Below are 18697 nucleotides of genomic sequence, written 5' to 3'. Positions count from 1 at the left end.
ATTTTAAGATATTAAATATTACTAAAAAACTAGAAATAATTACTTCTAGTTTTTTTTATTCCCGCCCGGGCGAGGAAAAGATGTTGATTTTGTGAAAGAAAAAATTATAATGAAAGGGATTTAGTAATGTTAAAAAAAATTAAAATTTATTATGTTTGTAGTTATTGATGGTGTAGATTGAAGTGGTAAAAAAACTCAAGTAGATTTAATAAAAAAAGAATTGAAAGATAAATGAAAAAAAGTATTAATTCTTGATTTTCCTAGATATGGTAATAATTCTGCATATTTTGTAGAAAAGTATTTGAATTGATGATATTGAAAAAATGTTTCTGCAAAATTAGCATCAATATTTTATGCAATAGATAGATATGATGCAATGAATGAAATAGTTAAAGATTTTGGAAAATATGATTATATAATTTCAAATAGATATGTATCAGCAAATATGATTCATCAAGCTTGTAAAATAAAAAAATCAGAAGAAGTAAAAGAATTTATAAAATGGTTATATGAGCTTGAATTTGAAATTTTTGGAATACCAAAAGCGGATAAAATTATATTTTTAAATATAAATCCTGAAAATAGTCAAAATTTAGTTTTAAAAAAAGAAAATAGAAATTATATAAAAAATTGAAAAAAAATGGATATACATGAAGAAGATATAAATCATATAAAAAATGCTTGTAAAACAGCAAATGAAATTGTAGATATTTTTGATGATTGGATAAAAATTGATTGTACTATAAATTGAGAAATGATGAAAAAAGAAGATATAACAAAAAAAATAATGAATGAGATATTGTAAAAATAATTGTATTTTAATTTATTATTTTAATTTATTATTTTAATTTAAAAAAGTGTTTTTCTCTTTAGTGAAGAATATAGTTTTATTATATAATCAAGATTTTTGTAATTTTTCAAAATGTCTTATTTAATCAATTTCTTTACATATATATTGTATTTGAATTTATTAATTTCAAAAAAAATCAGTTTTGTTTTTGATAAATTGTCATATAGGAATATGAAATTCTTAATTATCAGATTTTTATGATCTTTCAATAAGATTTTTTTTAACATCTTTGGATCAATTATAACACTATATACTTGTATTTAATATTTATAATATATTATTTCATTAAGTTTGCTTTTTTTATTACAAAAAGTAAGACTTAAAAAGTTAAATTAAGAGAATTGTAGTAATTAAGTAACTTACAACCTATTAATTAAATTCATAAAATTTATTATACATTATTTTTATTTAAAATAAATATATATTGATTATGATATAAAAATATTTATATATATTTAAGTACAAATTTTTTTGTATTGTTTTTTATAATTTTAATTTAAATTAAATATGTGGATAGCTATTATAGCATGATTTTTATTGTTTATGTTTTTAGTAATAGTTCATGAATTATGACATTTTATTGCTGCCAAAAAATCTTGAGTAAAAGTTTTGGAATTTTGACTATGAATACCTCCAAAAGCATTCAAAATATATACTGATAAATCATGAACAGAATATACAATAAATCGATTACCTCTTTGATGATTTGTAAGGTTGAAATGAGAAGATCCAGATGATGAATGAAGTTTTTATGCAAAAGATAGTTTTATAACTCAATCATTATGAAAAAAATTATTAATTTTATTTTGATGAGTTTTAGTTAACCTATTTTTTGCTTGGTTATTTTTTTCAGTTGCTTTTTGGAAATGAATACAACCTATATGAATAATTCCAGATTGAGAAATATGAATAAATACAAATAGTTATTTAATGCCAGATTATACATTTGTAAAAGAAAATAATCTTTTTGAATGATGAATTGAGAGTATTCAATTGGAAGTTTTTTTGGCAACTTGAACAATTGCAGAAGAAGTATGAATACAAGATAATGATATTATTTTATCAATAAACTGAGAAGATATTAATTTATTAAAATTTTCTCCTCATTATTTTAAAAAAGACTCACATATTAATTATTTTAAAAAAGAATGATTATGTAATAAAAATATATCAATGCAAATACTTAGAGATGGTAATATAATAGATTATTCAGATATTAATATAAATAATGAATTATGTCAATTTTGAATATATCCTATTCCTAGTATAAGATGAGAAGAATTTATTGATAAATTACAAGTCGTACAAATGTGATTTATTGAATGATCTATAGCTTGAGTCAGTGAAATATTTTCACAAACAAGAATTACTTTTCATGTATTATGAAATATTTGACAAAAATTATTAACTTTTGATTGAAAACAAGCAAAAGAAGCTGTAGAAAATCTTTCATGACCTGTATGAGCAGTAAAAGTTTGAGAAATGATTTTATCTAATTCTATTTGGCAATATATTGCTTTTGGAGGTATTATAAGTTTAGCATTAGCTATATTTAATATTTTACCTTTCCCAGCATTAGATTGAGGTAGAGCAGTATGAGTTATTATTCAATCAATTTGAAAATTTCATCCAGAAAAATATTTTGTTATAGAAAATTATTTTAATATAGTATTTTTTGTCTTACTTATGTCTTTATGAGTTTATATAATCTTTTTGGATTTAGCAAGGTTTTGGTGAGTAAATCCTTTTAATATTACAGTATAATTTAAAAAATAATAAATAATTATTTTTTTGTTTTAAAATATTTAGAGATTTTTTATGATTAATTAAAAATTATTTAATTTAATATTTTTAATTAATTTTTTTTAATTAATTTTTTATTTAAAAAAACTCTCATGGAAATCCGCATGAGAGTAATACTTATTAATCTATGATAAAATCATATGATTAAATATTTTTATTATAAAGTGTGTAAGAAACACCAAAAAAGAAAACCCACAAAACAAAACCATAAGAGACACTATTACAAATACATAAAAAAGTATTTTTTGTATAAATGTCTCTTCTTGGATTGAATTGTAAATATCATAAACATCTTTCTTTTTGTAAAACATTTCTTGCCTCCATAACAATTAGCTTTGAATGTATATTGTATATACATTTTTTTTTAAAAAAGTCAAGTAAAATTTAATCTAATCTTTTTCGATGCTCGTAATTTCGAGCTTTTAGTCTACAAGTCATTAAGCTATTGGCTTCGTCTTTGGACGAGACCGGTTTCGATGCTCGTAATTTCGAGCTTTTAGTCTACAAAAATATAATAATGATTTATAAAAGTAAGTGTCCCCAGTTTCGATGCTCGTAATTTCGAGCTTTTAGTCTACAAAGAACAAAAAAAGCTTTGAAATTAATAAAGAAAGCTTTTGGTTTCGATGCTCGTAATTTCGAGCTTTTAGTCTACAGAATGATGGTGTAGAAGAGGTTGAAGAGTTGTTATTTGTTTCGATGCTCGTAATTTCGAGCTTTTAGTCTACAAAGAGATAATTATAAAATGATTTATAACCTCCTCTTCAGAGTTTCGATGCTCGTAATTTCGAGCTTTTAGTCTACGATAGAAATAAAAAGTTTTATAATCTCCGAAGAGGGTTTCGATGCTCGTAATTTCGAGCTTTTAGTCTACTATTTTTTCTTATACCTGAAGAAAATCGGGTATGAGAGTTTCGATGCTCGTAATTTCGAGCTTTTAGTCTACTATATTAAAAACAATAAATGATTTATAAATCAAAGGTCAGTTTCGATGCTCGTAATTTCGAGCTTTTAGTCTACGAAGTCGCTTCCGACATGCTGGAAGCGGCTAGAGACTTGTGAAGTTTCGATGCTCGTAATTTCGAGCTTTTAGTCTACAGAGAATTAGTGTTTTATTTTGAAGTCGCAGCAGATAGTTTCGATGCTCGTAATTTCGAGCTTTTAGTCTACTTGGGTGCTTGAAGGCACTCAATTGCTTGATGTCTTGGGTTTCGATGCTCGTAATTTCGAGCTTTTAGTCTACTATGGACTGGCTCAGTTGAATTAAACACTGATATTCTTGAGTTTCGATGCTCGTAATTTCGAGCTTTTAGTCTACTTGAAATTATTAACAATTTTGGATTTGATGAACCTCAAATTGTTTCGATGCTCGTAATTTCGAGCTTTTAGTCTACAGAAGAACTTGAAATTGTTTATAATTTTGGGTTTGAGTTTCGATGCTCGTAATTTCGAGCTTTTAGTCTACAATAAACATATGATTATCATAAATGAAACAGATTGATTAGAAGAGGGTTTCGATGCTCGTAATTTCGAGCTTTTAGTCTACAGAAAACTGAAAAAGCTCATTTAAACTTGAAGAATACTGTTTCGATGCTCGTAATTTCGAGCTTTTAGTCTACTGAAAAAAAATATAATATGAATTAATAGTTTTATAATCTCCGTTTCGATGCTCGTAATTTCGAGCTTTTAGTCTACTGATAGAAATAAAAGGGTTTATAATCTCCGGAGAGGAGATTATGTTTCGATGCTCGTAATTTCGAGCTTTTAGTCTACGAGTAGTTTCTCCTGGGTTTCAATCTGGGAGTGAGAGTTTCGATGCTCGTAATTTCGAGCTTTTAGTCTACTTAAAAAAAAATAATGGTTTATAAATCAAAATTGTTGTTTCGATGCTCGTAATTTCGAGCTTTTAGTCTACCGATACAATTTTACGACCAGTTTAGAACTACTATCTGAGATAGCTTTCCGAGAAAATTTTTAATTTTTTGTTTTTTCTCTCAAAACTCATCTCCAACAGCACGAAACACCAGTTCTAAACTATGCCGAGAAATTTTTGACATTTTTTATTATTTTTCTAATAAAATACATCACACAATAGACTATTTATCAGTATAATAATTTATTTTTATTTTGCAAGTTTTTTATTATTTTTTTATTTTAGTAAATTATTTCTTGTATTTTTCAATAATTGAATTATAAATTTTTATTTTAAATAATAATTTTTATTATACTTTTAATTAATAAAAACAAAAAATACAATGATAATTATAGTTATATTACTAATACATTTTTTTTTATTATTTCTTATAGGCTATATGTCAGAAGAAGATTGAATATTTGAATTTGTTTCGGCAATTATTATTCGATGTTCCATGTTTTGAACACCTTACATTATATCGAAATATTCTAAAAAATCATTAAAAAATGATAATTCTGATTTAAGTAATAATACTGATTTAAGTAATAAAACTGATTTAAGTAATAAAACTGATTTAAGTAATAAAACTGATTTAAGTAATAAAACTGATTTAAGTAATAATATTAAATTAAATAATATTATTTGTCCTAATTGTTGAGCTAAAATTCACAAAAAATGTAAAAATAAATCATATCTCAAATGTGATTATTGTTTAGGCACTTTTTGGATTGATTAATAGATTTAAATATATTTTATTTAAATTATTTCTTGTATTTCTTGTATTTTTCAATAATTGAATTATAAATTTTTATTATAAATAATATTTTTTATACTTTTAATTATTAAAATTAAATATAATATGTGAATAAAAATAAAAAATACAATATTAATTATTTTACAAATACCTTTTTATATTTGTTTATTTATTTCTTTATTATTTTTTATAGCCTTTATCTCAGGACAAGAAGGATTTGAAATTGAAGTTGTTTTTGGTCGATTAATTATTAGTTCCCTTTTTTGAGCACCTTACATTGTATTGAAATGTTTTACCAAATCATCAAAACAAAATAATACTAAATTAAATAATATTATTTGTCCTAATTGTTGAGCTAAAATTCAAAAAAAATGTAAAAAAGAATCATACATCAAATGTGATTATTGTTCAAATACTTTTTGGATTGATTAATAGATTTAAATATATTTTTGTTATATTATCATAAATTCTTCAAAATAAATTTTTTCATAACCACTTCATAATCCATCTATTCTACCATCCAAACTTCATTCTCAAATTTTTGACAATACATAAAATTTTATAGAATCTACATTATTATGTTCTTCTGGATATTGTTTTTTGGCTCGATCCAAAATTTTTTGCAATTGTTTTTTCAAAATTTTAAATTGTCTTTCATTTAATTGCACTTCAAAAACTGATTTTTGTACTCTGAAACCATAACTTTCAAGCAATTTTACTATTCTATTTCTTGCTTTAGTATTGCTAATATCATAACTTATACTTAAATACATTTTTTCATTACTTAATCTTAAAACCCTCATAATCAAAAGTTTTTTTTACTAAAGTTTGTTTAAATTCTTCTATATTTATTTCTATTGTTTTAAGTTTTTTCATAGTATTATGAATACTCATTTCATCTTTTCACTTAAATATAGTTTTGTAATACTCTGTAAGAAAAATTTTTAATCAATCATCATCTAACAAAACAGGTCTTTTTGGATTTTCTTCAATTATTTGAAAATTTTCCAATTTAATTTTTCAATTTTCTATAATTTTCAAAATCATATCATCTACTATCCAAGCTCTATACATTTCCATCATATCCAAAACTAATAAAGTTCTTAAATCTTTTGGTTGATGAAAAAATCAAATTTGAGTATTAACTCATTGTATATCCAATATCATTTGTATAGTTTGTGCCAATAATGTATATCACAAACTTAACATTGCATTTACTGGATCTTTCGGAGGTCTGCGATTTCTTGATTCAAATTTGAACGGTTCTTTTACAAATTTTGCAAATCATTCAAAATAAATTCTTGCACAAGTTCATTCATATCATCTCAAAGAATCTAAATTATTACATTCAGCAATATTTTTTTGTAAATCTCTTAATTTTTGTATTTTATTTTCACATCAATAAATTTCTTTAAATCTTGTCCATCTTTGCAACATAACAATACTATTATTTATTTTTGATGAAATTATAGATTTTGAATATTTCAACGAAATATCACTATCCATACTTGCTTTGATATGATTATATAATAATTCTACATTAGTTTGTTCCAAACTATCCAATTTTCCAAAATATGATCAATGTTTGGATAAGAAAAATACTGGAACTTTTCATTTCAAAAATTCTCTAATAACATCTGTTGTAAGTTGCACTCTACCAAATATTACTACTCATTCTATCAAACTAATAGGAGTTTCTTGTGTATTTTCATCATTTATATCATAAATTATTAATTTTCATCATTTTTTGCTTACATTAAGTCAATTTTTGGTAAGATATATAAACATTTTTATGTGTATTATAATTTAATTAAAACTCAATCCATAATTTATTTTTTCAAACTATATTTTCCAATAAATCAATAAAATCAGTTTTGATAGTATCATATCAATATTTTTCAAAAATAATTTTTTCATTTACTTGATTCATTCAATGAGCTATCAAAGTATTGTTTCTATATTCATTTAATTTTTCTAATCTCACAAAAAAATCTTTATATTTTTTATATTCTCAATTTTTAGTAGATATAAAATCAAGTAATGACAACATTACTTTAGTATTTATAAATCATATTTCTTTTATCATATGATCTGAATTTTTTATATTCCAATTAAGAAAAGAAGCTTTATTATTAAATCTTACTTTATAATTATTCAAAAATTTTTCCAAATCAGGATATTTTTGTACAAAATCTTGTAAATCTTTGTATTTAATACTTTCAAAATCAGTTTCAAAAAATTTATTTATAAAAAATCTAAGTCCTACATCAGTAAAATTATATATTCTACCCAAAAATTCTATAAATCTTTTTTTATCAAAAGTAAAAATTATTCAATTTATCATTTCTTGTATTTTATTTACAGTATTTTTAGTAATTGCAAATTTGGAATCTAAATTTCATTTTTTATAAATTTCTTTACATTTATCATAATCAGCATTAATTCTTGCAAACATATATTTGGAATAATCAAATTCTTTTTTAAAAGAAGAGATTAAATTATTATTTTGTAAATAAGAAATACAAGATTCAAAATCTTTATTTTCCAAAAAATTATCAATATTTTGTTTATGTACAAAATATATAATATTTGATTGTTTCATAAATAAAGTATCTTTATCTATTTGTTCACCATAATAAAAAGATAATTTTCATAATTCAAAATTCAATAAAGATGAAAAAAGTAAAGCAGAACTAAGTCATTTAGTTCCAGAAGTATTATTTATCATTATTTCTTCAAATATATTTGTAGGTATATTTTTTAAATAAGAATCTAATTTATTTTTGATAATATCAAATCTTCTTGCTTCATCCAAAATTATATGTTCTCTAGCAGATTTAATTTTTGATGAAATAGATCATTTTTGAATATATTTCATCAAAATTGTTTGTAAATAAATTGTATCTTGCTCAAATCAATTTTGGTCAGTAAAAATTCACTTAATAATTATTTCTTTATTATTATAAAATTCATTTACAAAATTTTCTAAAATACTCATATTAATTCTTTTTTCATTGTAATAAGTATCAAAATTTTTAGCAATATCTTTTGTTTTTGACAAAAAATTATCTCTTATTAATTTACCATCCAAGTAAATATCAGAAGTACCAAAAGACCATATTAATAATACTTTTTCTTTTTTCATTGTTTTAAAAAATTATTTAATTATAAATATATAGTATTATAGATAAATTAATATTAAATTCAAATAAATATAAAAATTGTTTTGACTTTTTTTAAAAAAAAATTAGAATGTATTAATATTTAAAATTTTTATTTTAAAAAATGAAAAAAATTTCTTGTTCTATACTTAGTAGTATAAATATAAATAATTGAGAATTATATGAAAGATTTGATTTTTTTATAAGATGAAATGAATTATTAGTTGTAAATAATAATTGGTTGGAAAAAATTGATAATAAAGAAAAGTTTAATGATGTATTAAATTGTATTCAATTTTGAGATTTTAAAAGATTAGAAATAATAAAAGATAAAATCGATATTTCAAATTTTGAAATTATTGAAAGAATTGAAATTAAAAAAGAAGCTATCAAAGTTTTACAAAATGCAAAAGAAAAAAATAATCAATGACAAATAAAAAAATTTATTTATGATAAATTTACTAATACTCCTATAATACCTTGAAGTACTCTTAAAGGAATATTTAGGACTGTTTTTTTATATGACAAACTTTATAATGATTATTCAAATATAGAAAATAAAGAATATATTAATTCACTAAATAAACAATTAGATAATGAATTATTTAATTTTATATGATTCAATGATGTTAAAATAAAAAATTATGAAAAATATATTCAAAAAATATTATGAGTAAATAAAAAAGCAAATACAGGTAAAGAACATTGAATATGGCAAATATTGGAATCTATAAATTCTTGAGAGTTTGATATAGAAATTGATATATATCCAAATGAAAAAAATATTTCTTTATGAGATGATTTTATTCAGAAAATAAAAGATTATTCAAATATTTTGATAACAAGAGAAGAACAAATTTTAGATAATATTTGAATAAGAATTGATTTTATAGATAAGTTAAATGATTTATATGATCAATGAAAATATCCTATTAAAATTTGAATGTTCAAAAAAAGTTTGTCTTACAAAATATTTTGGGAAGAAATTTTGGAAGACCATATTTACAAATTTAATCATAGAAAATGATTAAAAATAATGGATCATAAAAGTTCTAGGACATTTTGAGTTTGAGACAAAAGTATATATCTTGATGAAAATTGAAATCCTGTATGATGGCTTTTATTAGAATTTAAATAATTTATTATAAATTAAATATGCAAATTAAAAAAATTAAACTAAATTTTAAATCTGGTTTTGCTACTGAATTAGAATCAGATACTATATTATGATATATTTTTGCTTTAGATTTTGATAATCTAAAAGATATTTTTCAAGAATTTAATAATTGAAATGCTCCTTTTTTGATTAGTAATTGATTTTTTGAATGATATTTACCAAAACCTTTTTATTTTAATCCTAAATTAAAAATTTGAAGCAATATAAGTTTAGATAATATTTTGGAAAATGAACCAAATAGAAAAATAAATAAAAATATAAAATATTTTCCTATAGATAAAAATATTTTTGATTATTTTTTTCAGTGAGATGATTTTGAAAAATTTAAAAAATTAGTAGATAAATTTAAATCAAATATTCCATCATATAAAATAAATTCACATTTCAAAAACTTTACAACAAGATTTAATTTATGAGAAACTACACCTTATGTATTGGAAAATATAAATTATTTTGATGAAAATATAGTTTTGTATATAAAAATATATGATGAAAATATGCGACAAAAATTTTATAATAGTATGCAAATTATATTTAATACTGTTGGTTTTGGGAAATATAAATCAATATGATATTGAAAAATAAAAACTATCTTATTGGAGGATTTGAACGATAAAGAAAAAGAATTATTTGATTATATAGAAAATATGAAAAAAGAATGAATATATTATATATTAAATAATTATTTGCCAACACAAGAAGAAATAAAAACTTTTGATCTTAATAAATCAAATTTAGATATACAAAATAAAAATACCAAAACAACACAAAAAAATATATTTAAATGAAATATGAATTTTGTATATCCATGATCTTTGATTTACACAAATGAAAAACTTAAATGAACTTATTATAAAATAGAAAATAGCTTTAACTTTTGATACTTATTTTAAATAAAATGAAAATTTTTAAAAAAATATTGTTTGTATTTATAGTTTCTATAGTACTATTATTTATAGTATGATTTATTTATCTTCATAGATCACATAATATACCTGATTATGATACTTCTAAACTTGAGTTAGTCAATTATGTAGAAAATTTACCTAAAGAAGAAAATTGACTTTATGTAATTAATGAGTATTTTTTAGAATTATGAGAATGAGATCTTTTTAGTTTAGATAATAATAGTGAAGATTGATTTACACCTTGAAAAATATTTAGTTTTTATGAAAATTCATATTTTTGATATGATTTTGGTGATTATAATCCTGATTATGAATATTATGAAAATCTTTTTGAAAATGAAGAAATACCTAATATAATTAAAGATTGAATTAAAAAATATGAAAATATATTTGATTATTATTATAATGATGATGAATTTAAAAAAATTGTTTATGAAGTTAATGATATTTTAAATGATTACGAACATTTTCAATTAGATAAATCAGTAAATATTAATACAGATATTATCTATCTTAAAGATAATGTAAAAAAATTAAATAAAAATATACTTGGAGTTGCAATATATTCTTGTCATATTTGAGATTACTGAACTTGCTTAAAATATATTGATATTGCTTATAATCTTTCAAAAACTATTTTTGATTCTCCAAATTTATATATAAATATTTTAATTAGTGTTATGAATATTAAAAATAATATATATACAATAGAGATTTTACTTAATACATATGATATACCTGAAGAATATTTAATTGAATTAAAATCAATAGTTAAAGAGAATAGAATTAATAAAGAGAGTCTTTTAAATTCATTTAGAATGGAATTTAATATGTTCAAAAATACTGTTGATGATGCTATTGAAAAAGTTATTTCTGAAGAAGAAATTGTATCAATTAATTATATTGATATTGATATTGATGATATATCACATTTTGATGTAGAAGAAACTAAAAATGTATACTGATATATGATATCAAAATATATTGATTGAGAGTTTAATGAAGCTTATGATTTTATTGAATCATATACATCACCATATAATTTAAAAAATAGAATTGGAAAAGCCTTATTTGATACTTTAGGTGTTCCTATAGTACATCTAAAAAATTTAGATAAATTAATTGAAAAAGAAGATAATACATTAAAAATAATAAATGATTTAATTAAATAAATTAATATTTAAATAAATGAATAAAAATATAGATTTGTACAAAATAATAATAGCTAGTTATCTTCATGATTTAGGGAAACTTATGCGAAGATGATGACAGAATAGAAATTTAAATTCAAAAACAAAAAATTGATTCAATCCTTATCAAATAGCTCATGCTCAACAAGTTTTTGAGTTTATGCTTGATAATGATTTTAATGATTTATGGAAACAAATATGATTAATTGCATCTTTACATCATGCAAGAGATTGGAAAAACTACAATTTTGAAAATGATAATACAAAAAATTTAGCTTGGATAGTTTATATGGCTGATAATATTAGTTCAAATGAAAGAATAGATAGAATAGATGAAACAGCTACAGATAAACAATATGAAAATATAAAACATATATGACTTACAAGTATTTTTGAAAATATTTTTAAAGATACAAAAACTAATAAAGCTAAATATACTTATTTACCAAAATCTTTATGAGAATTAAATATAAAATCTTTTTTTCCAACGGATAAAGGAAGAAGTTTTGAAGATGCTTATTTACAAAATTTGATGAAAAATATATGAAATACAGATATAAGTGATTGATTCAAAAAACTTAATGAAAATTGTCAAAAAGATTTAAAAAATTTAATTTCAGAATCAAACTTAAATAATGATAGTTCTGATAAAGAATTTAAAGAATTTATATATAAACTTGAATTATTATTACAAAATTATTTTACTATGGTTCCAAGTGATGCATACAAAAGTATTTGAGATATTTCTTTATATGACCATACCAAAACTGTAGTTGCAATTGCAAATGTTCTTTACAAATCTAAATTTGTATACCAAGATTTCAAATATGAAAAAGAAAATACTGATACAGATAAAGTATTTGAAAAAAAAGTAAAACTTATAGCTTGAGATTTTCCTAGTATACAAAAATATATTTTTGATTGAATCAAAAATCAATCAAAACTTTCAAAAAGACTTAGAGCTAGATCTTTTAAAGTACAAATGCTTACAGAAGCAGTAATTCATTATATTATTAATAAATTAGATTTATCTCCTGCTAATGTCCTTATAAATGCAGGTGGTAAATTTATAATTTTGGCAGATCAAAAGATTAGTATTAAAGATATAGCAAATGAAATAAATAATTATTTTATTCTTAATTATAATACAGATTTAAAAATAAATCTTATAGAAAAAGAAGTTTTATTAAAAAATATTTTTAAAATAAAAAATAATATTAATAATACTTTCAAAGAACTTTTTGATGATTTATCACAAAATAAAACAAGTATTTATTCAGTTTCAAATTTACAAAAAATTTTTTCTTATCAAAAAGTGTCTTGAAAAGTTTTGTGTAAACATTGTTGAATAAATTACACGAATAGCGATGATGAAAATGATTATGATAATAGTATTTGTTTACATTGTCAAAAAGAAATTGAAATTGGTGAAAAATTAGTAAAAAATAATTGTATATATTTAAATTTTATTGAAAATGATAAATTTGTTTTTGATTTAGATTTTGAATGAAAATGAAGTTTAAAAGTTTTATTTAATGATTGGAATATAGATAAATCAGAAAAAAATAAATTATTAATATGAAAATCAATAAATTTATATGTACCTATACAATGAGATGAAGTAAAAACTTTTGATAAACTTGCTAGTAAAAATAGATCTTATCTTACTATGATTTGTGGAGATATTGATAATATGAGTATTATTTTATCTCATTGATTTAAAGATATTTATAGTGTAAGTAGATTAGTTCAATTTAGTAGATTTATGGAATTGTTTTTTGGAAAATTTACTCAAGAATTATTACAAAATACTTTTCCTGATGTCTATACAGTATTTAGTGGTTGAGACGATTTTATTTTTGTTCTTCCTTTCAAAGATAGATTAAATTTTGCAGATATTTATCAAGATTGCTTCAAAAAATTTATTGCAAATAATGATAAATTACATTTTAGCTTATGAATTAGTATATTCAAAAATAAAACTCCATTCAAAAGAGTTTATGAAGATACAGAAAATTTATTAAAATCTGCAAAACAAGATTATAAATCTAATTTAAATAATAAAAATATTATTGAAGAAGAAAAATTATCTTATAGATGAGTTTGTATATATCAAGATAATATGAAAATAAGTGATATTAATGAAATTAAATTAACTAATATTATCAAAAACAATTGGGAATGATTGGAAAGCACAGGACAATATAGAATATATAATCATCTTTGGGAAATTAGAAATTTTTTTGAAAGTCAAAATTCTAAAAATCCAGAAGAATTATATAAAATAGTTCATTTATGAGCAAAAATTATTTATTCTATAAATAAAAATGTAAAAGAAAATTATAATGCTAAATTAATGATAGAAAACATAAAAAAAGTTATATGACAAATTGATAAAAATAGTTTTGATAATTGATTTAAATACAATATCAAAGAAATTGATAAACTACTTATGAATATGACAAATCAAATATATGAAAATAGAGAAATATAATTTTAAATATTAAACTAATAATTAAAAAATGATATATATACCATGATATTCTGACAAATGAAATAATTCTTATAATAAAAATTCAAATAATAAAACATATAATAATAATTATAATAAATCATACAATTATAATAAATCAATATTTATGAAAAATTATTTAGATAATTTTGATTCAAATGATTTAATAAATTCTTTAAGTTTGGAAAGATTTGAAAGTGTATCAAGTTCTTTTGAAAAACTAAAATCTGCTTCATCAATTAGAAAAATTTATGATACATATTATGATATAATTTATTGAGCTTGAGATGAAAATCAAAAAAATATTAAAATACAAATATGGTTTGCTAAAGTTGGTTATCAAGAAACAAGAAAATTACTTCCTGAATGATTTTTAAGGTTTTTGAAATGAATTTATAAAGAATTAAATGATAAACAAAAATTTAAAGATTTTTTGGAAGTATTTGTTGCTTATCATAAATATTTTAATCCAAAAGCAAATTAGTACATTTTTAATTAATAAACTAAGAAAAAGAAATGAAAAAAATAATTATATTAATAATAATGCTTATAACATTAACAAATTGAAGTTTTGCAAATAATATACAAGAAATAATACAAGAAAATAAAGAGATAACAAATAATTTGTATAAAGAACTTAATCAAGAAGAAAAAGATATTTTTGATGACTTTAAAAAACAATTAACAAATGTTTTATCAAATACAAATAATTTAGATTTATTATATGAATTCTATTCTAAATTAGAAATAGTGAAACAAAAAAGAAATTTTCGGGAATTAGATTATATGATGATAAGTTTTGCTATTGAATGATTTGTTGAAAGAATAAATTATTTATGATGAGAGATAAAAATTGAAAATAAATGAGAAATAGAAATTGAAGATGAAATTGAAAAAAATATATTAGAAAAATGACCAATACAAGTTTACTATTTTTGGTGAGATGGATGTCCAGCATGTAGTAAACAAAATGAAATATGGGAAAATATAGAAAATAGTGAAAAATATCAAGATAAAATTAATATAAATAAATTTGAAATTTGGTATAATTCTGAAAATTGAAAATTAATAAATAAAATTTCAGAACAACTTTGAGTTGTTATAGAATGAGTTCCTTTTACTATTATTGGAGATGAAACATTTGTATGAATTACAGATGAAAAAATAAAAGAAAAAATTGATTATTGTATTAAAGAAACTTGTGAAGATACAGTTAATAATATTATTAATGATTTTAATGAAGAAATTCAAAAAGAAGAAAATCAAAAAAATGATTTTTATGAAGAAAAATATAATAATAGATTAAAAGAATTTGATGATGTTATTTTATGATTTCAACAAAGTATTGCAAAAGATGCAAAACAAATAAGTAATATTATAAGAAGTAATAATGAAAATTTATTAAATTCTGATAGAATTATTGGTATAGGTAAAGAAAAATGAAATTTATCTTTAAATTTGGATGCAAAATGAGATAATTATATAAAGTTAAATTCTATTTTAGATTATATTTTAAATTATGATTTAACAAAAGATTTAATTGATTGAAATATAAAACTTAATACTAATCTTGAAACTGATTTATTAGAAGAAAATGTATCATTAAATAATGATATTGATATAAAACAAAATAAAAATGACTTTTATCTTAAAATTAATGAATTTAAGAATTCTTGATTAAAACAATTTTTGTATAGTGAAGAAAAAGAAATGTATAATCTTATAAAAGAAAAAATAAATGAAAATTTATGAAAATATATAAAATTTGAAAATGAAGAATTCTATAATAATGTAGCATATAATAATATAGGATATGAGTTGTCAGAATTTGTAAAAATTATAGATGAAGTAAATGAAAAAGAAGAAAAAATATATGAATATCTTAATAATAAAGAACTTTTTACAGTTTATGAAAAATTATGAGATAATAAATATAAACTTTTATATAATCAAAATTTTATTGATTTTTTATATTTAATTAATGAAGATGAAGATGATTTTAAAAAAGATGATTTTCAAAGAGATTTTAAAAATTATTATTTAATAGTTGAAGATATAGGAAATTGAAAATATTCTTTATATGAAAGATATAATTATGATGATGAAAATACAGAAATTATAGTATCAAAAAATTGAATTGAATATATAAAATCAACAGATTTACAAAATAGTTTTTATTATGAAAATAATAAAATTGAATTTAATTATAAAGATAATTATACAGATACAAATTCAAGAGCATTATTAGATTATCAAAATTATATTGATCAAGATTATCTTAATCAAAATTTAGGTGATTATAGAACATATGTTGAAACATCATTAGATTTATCAGAATTACATTCAGAAAAATCCAAAATAAATATTTCTTGAAAAATAAAAGAAGAATTATTTTATATAGATTTTGATATAAATATTAAAGAAAATGAATGAGTAAATTTTGAATGAATTGCAAATTATAATTGAGTGAAAATAGATTATTCATGAATAATAAATATTAATGAATTAAGTATAAATATAGATATAGAAAATATATCAGAAGAAATGAATTGAATGATAGCATTTCTATATTGAGAAAATATATGATTAAAATCTATGAATTTTGATATGTCATATAATTATGATTATGAAGATTTAGATAATATAAATATAGATTTTCCAGATAATTATTTGGAATCAGAAGATATTTTTTATGAATATTTATCTCCTAAAAGAGATAGTGCAAGATTATCACATTTATGACAAGTTTGAACAGCTTTGGCAATCTATCATTCTAGTATATGAAGTTATCCAGAAAGTGATTGAATGATTAAAATTAATGAAATACAAGATTATCTTATTCCTAGATATTTAACTAGTTTACCTAATGATCCTTTGGATTGAAAAAATTATTATTATATTTCACTTAATCTTCGTTGAGTAGAAAATTGATGATTTGTTATCATAGCAGAACTTGAAAATAATTCAAGACAATGAAATATTAGTGCAAATAGTATTGATGAAATATATAATATGATAAAAGATATAGATTATGATTCATTAGAATTAAAAGAATTATTGGAAGATACTTGAAATTATTATTTAATAGTTAAATAATAATTAAATAATATTTTAATAAATATTTAATAAATAAATTATAAAAAAATATGAAAATGTTAAATCCTATTGTTAAAAAATATAAAATAATTTTGAAAACTGGTTTACATATATGATGATCAGAACAAGGTCTTAAAATTTGATGAATAGATTCATCTGTAATAAAAAATCCTTTAACATGATGTCCATATATTCCAGGTAGTAGTATTAAATGAAAAATGAGAAGTTTAATAGAAATGATTGATTATTCTAATAAAATTGATGAAAAATGAAATCCTGTACAAGATATTAATACTGAAGTTTCAAAAGCTTTTTGAATGGCAAACAAAGATAATAAAATATCTTCTAGAATTATATTTGAAGATTTTTATCTTAGTGAAGAATGGAAAGAAAAATTTGAAAGTATGAAATCTGATTTTTTTGAAGATAAATCGGAAAATACTGTGCCAAGGTTTTTGAAATGAACTGCTAATCCAAGACATATAGAAAGAGTTCCTGCTTGAGTAGAATTTGAATGACAAATAATTTTATTACCTCATGAATGAGAGTATTGAATAAGTCAACAAGAGCTTGAAGATATTTTGGTAAAATGAATTGATTATTTACAAAAAACTTATATTTGATGATGATGAAGTAGAGGTAATTGAAGAATAGAAATAGTTTCTAATTAATAAAATTAAATAATATGTTATATTTATTAAAATTAAATTTTAAAGCTTTACAAAAGATATGAAATACAGAATATTATTATCATCTTTTGGGTGCTATTCTTAATGTTTTTGATGACGATGAAAAAATTTATAAATCAATTTTGAAAATATCTTATATAAAATATAATCATTTACAAATTAGACTTACAATTAATTGACAAGATGCTTATTCTGAAATACTTAAGAAAATATTATCAAAATGAAATTTAAATATTAGTATCAATTGACAAAAATTTGAGTTGGAAAAAATAAATTTTGATTTTGACATTTTTGATATTGAAAAAATTAATTTTGTTAATTTTAAAAAATTTAAAATAAATTATATAAGTCCTACATTTATTAGAAATAGAAATATTTTGTATACTTTACCAAATCCTGATAAATTTATTTTTTCTACATATCAAAAATTAAATAAAATATATAATATATGATATGATGAAAATAAATTTAAAAATTTTTTAAAAAATAATATATATATATATATATGAGAATTTTCAATTATGACTAAACAATTAAAATTAAAAAAATATCTTAAATCTTGATTAGTTTGATATGTTTGGTATTATACCTCATCTTTGTAGAACAAAATTTCTAAATCCTTGATTTAGACAAGGATTTGCG

The 18697-nt window shown here is 20.3% G+C and carries 15 protein-coding genes and 1 CRISPR repeat array; of the genes, 12 read left to right on the top strand and 3 right to left on the bottom strand.

Annotated elements, in window-relative coordinates; all coding sequences use genetic code 25:
- The first annotated feature begins 151 nt into the window (after positions 1-151).
- The 4 genes from VAMP_RS01625 to VAMP_RS01610 all read left to right on the top strand — a co-directional run bounded on the left by VAMP_RS01625 (position 152) and on the right by VAMP_RS01610 (position 5754).
- Positions 152-805: a nucleoside/nucleotide kinase family protein gene (locus VAMP_RS01625; RefSeq protein WP_213348539.1), complete on the top strand. Its 654-nt coding sequence runs from the start codon at positions 152-154 to the stop codon at positions 803-805.
- 552 nt (positions 806-1357) lie between these two features.
- On the top strand, positions 1358-2614 hold the full coding sequence (locus tag VAMP_RS01620) for a M50 family metallopeptidase (protein ID WP_213348537.1): 1257 nt from the start codon (positions 1358-1360) through the stop codon (positions 2612-2614).
- Between the two features lie 435 nt (positions 2615-3049).
- Positions 3050-4568: a CRISPR direct-repeat array (repeat unit 35 nt; unit sequence GTTTCGATGCTCGTAATTTCGAGCTTTTAGTCTAC).
- A 397-nt stretch (positions 4569-4965) separates the two neighbouring features.
- Positions 4966-5304: a hypothetical protein gene (locus VAMP_RS01615; protein WP_213348535.1), complete on the top strand. Its 339-nt coding sequence runs from the start codon at positions 4966-4968 to the stop codon at positions 5302-5304.
- A gap of 123 nt (positions 5305-5427) precedes the next feature.
- Complete coding sequence (locus tag VAMP_RS01610; protein WP_213348533.1) at positions 5428-5754, top strand: hypothetical protein; 327 nt, start codon at positions 5428-5430, stop codon at positions 5752-5754.
- Positions 5755-5774: 20 nt separating this feature from the next.
- On the opposite strand, the gene cas2 is transcribed toward VAMP_RS01610, so the two are convergent.
- From cas2 to VAMP_RS01595, 3 genes are read right to left on the bottom strand one after another with little or no spacing between them, the layout of a single operon-like run.
- Positions 5775-6125, bottom strand: coding sequence for a CRISPR-associated endonuclease Cas2 (gene cas2, locus VAMP_RS01605; RefSeq protein WP_213348531.1), 351 nt, complete (start codon positions 6123-6125; stop codon positions 5775-5777).
- Complete coding sequence (cas1, locus tag VAMP_RS01600; protein ID WP_213348529.1) at positions 6103-7110, bottom strand: CRISPR-associated endonuclease Cas1; 1008 nt, start codon at positions 7108-7110, stop codon at positions 6103-6105. Before cas1 ends, cas2 begins: the two co-directional genes overlap by 23 nt.
- Positions 7111-7132: 22 nt before the next feature.
- Positions 7133-8467, bottom strand: coding sequence for a hypothetical protein (locus VAMP_RS01595; protein WP_213348527.1), 1335 nt, complete (start codon positions 8465-8467; stop codon positions 7133-7135).
- Positions 8468-8607: 140 nt separating this feature from the next.
- Here VAMP_RS01595 and csm5 point away from each other — a divergent pair, with 140 nt between their 5' ends.
- From csm5 to VAMP_RS01555, 8 genes are read left to right on the top strand one after another with little or no spacing between them, the layout of a single operon-like run.
- On the top strand, positions 8608-9621 hold the full coding sequence (gene csm5, locus VAMP_RS01590) for a type III-A CRISPR-associated RAMP protein Csm5 (protein ID WP_213348525.1): 1014 nt from the start codon (positions 8608-8610) through the stop codon (positions 9619-9621).
- 17 nt (positions 9622-9638) lie between these two features.
- The gene (locus VAMP_RS01585) at positions 9639-10553 is read left to right on the top strand and encodes a hypothetical protein (protein ID WP_213348523.1); all 915 of its coding nucleotides are present in this window, start codon (positions 9639-9641) and stop codon (positions 10551-10553) included.
- 5 nt (positions 10554-10558) lie between these two features.
- A complete protein-coding gene (locus tag VAMP_RS01580) occupies positions 10559-11740 on the top strand; it encodes a hypothetical protein (RefSeq protein ID WP_213348521.1) in 1182 nt (393 codons plus the stop codon).
- Positions 11741-11756: 16 nt separating this feature from the next.
- The gene (gene cas10 / locus VAMP_RS06950) at positions 11757-14252 is read left to right on the top strand and encodes a type III-A CRISPR-associated protein Cas10/Csm1 (protein ID WP_213348518.1); all 2496 of its coding nucleotides are present in this window, start codon (positions 11757-11759) and stop codon (positions 14250-14252) included.
- Between the two features lie 28 nt (positions 14253-14280).
- Positions 14281-14754 (top strand): type III-A CRISPR-associated protein Csm2, encoded by a 474-nt coding sequence (gene csm2, locus VAMP_RS01570; RefSeq protein ID WP_213348516.1) that lies wholly within the window; start codon positions 14281-14283, stop codon positions 14752-14754.
- A gap of 32 nt (positions 14755-14786) precedes the next feature.
- Complete coding sequence (locus VAMP_RS01565) at positions 14787-17366, top strand: YbbN family protein (RefSeq protein ID WP_213348514.1); 2580 nt, start codon at positions 14787-14789, stop codon at positions 17364-17366.
- 50 nt (positions 17367-17416) lie between these two features.
- Complete coding sequence (gene csm3 / locus VAMP_RS01560) at positions 17417-18037, top strand: type III-A CRISPR-associated RAMP protein Csm3 (RefSeq protein ID WP_213348512.1); 621 nt, start codon at positions 17417-17419, stop codon at positions 18035-18037.
- A 14-nt stretch (positions 18038-18051) separates the two neighbouring features.
- Entirely contained in the window at positions 18052-18657 is a 606-nt protein-coding gene (locus VAMP_RS01555) for a hypothetical protein (protein ID WP_213348510.1), read from the top strand.
- Positions 18658-18697 lie beyond the last annotated feature (40 nt).

The sequence above is a fragment of the Candidatus Vampirococcus lugosii genome (genome assembly GCF_018420025.1).
In the GTDB taxonomy this organism is placed as follows: Bacteria; Patescibacteriota; Gracilibacteria; order Absconditabacterales; family Absconditicoccaceae; genus Vampirococcus; species Vampirococcus lugosii.
This window is presented reverse-complemented; position numbering and strand designations above follow the sequence as displayed.